This is a genomic window from Pseudomonas sp. 30_B, from assembly GCF_017491605.1.
Taxonomy (GTDB): Bacteria; Pseudomonadota; Gammaproteobacteria; order Pseudomonadales; family Pseudomonadaceae; genus Pseudomonas.
In genome coordinates this window covers 1-433 of record NZ_JAFGYY010000395.1, presented here as the reverse complement: position 1 = coordinate 433, position 433 = coordinate 1, and the positions used below count along the sequence as shown (strand labels likewise).

The 433-nt window shown below is 66.1% G+C and carries 1 protein-coding gene; it reads left to right on the top strand.

Annotation, left to right across the window (positions count from 1 at the left end; all coding sequences use genetic code 11):
• Positions 1–433: aminotransferase class V-fold PLP-dependent enzyme (locus tag J5M67_RS28835; RefSeq protein WP_207888726.1), on the top strand; the 433-nt coding region annotated here is incomplete at both ends.

Genomic DNA, 433 nt, shown 5'->3' with positions numbered 1-433 from the left:
CCAGGGCGTGTTCTTCGCGATGCTCAAGCCGGGCGACACGATCATGGGCATGAGCCTCGCGCACGGCGGCCACCTCACGCACGGCTCGCCGGTGAACATGTCGGGCAAGTGGTTCAACGTCGTGAGCTACGGGCTGAACGAGGCTGAAGACATCGATTACGAAGCGGCCGAGCAGCTCGCGCACGAGCACAAGCCGAAGCTGATCGTCGCGGGCGCGTCGGCGTTCGCGCTGAAGATCGATTTCGAGCGCCTCGCGAAGATCGCCAAGGCAGTGGGCGCGTACCTGATGGTCGACATGGCGCACTACGCGGGCCTGATCGCGGCGGGTGTCTATCCGAACCCGGTGCCGCACGCGGATTTCGTCACGACGACGACGCACAAGAGCCTGCGCGGCCCGCGCGGCGGCGTGATCCTGATGAAGGCCGAGTACGAG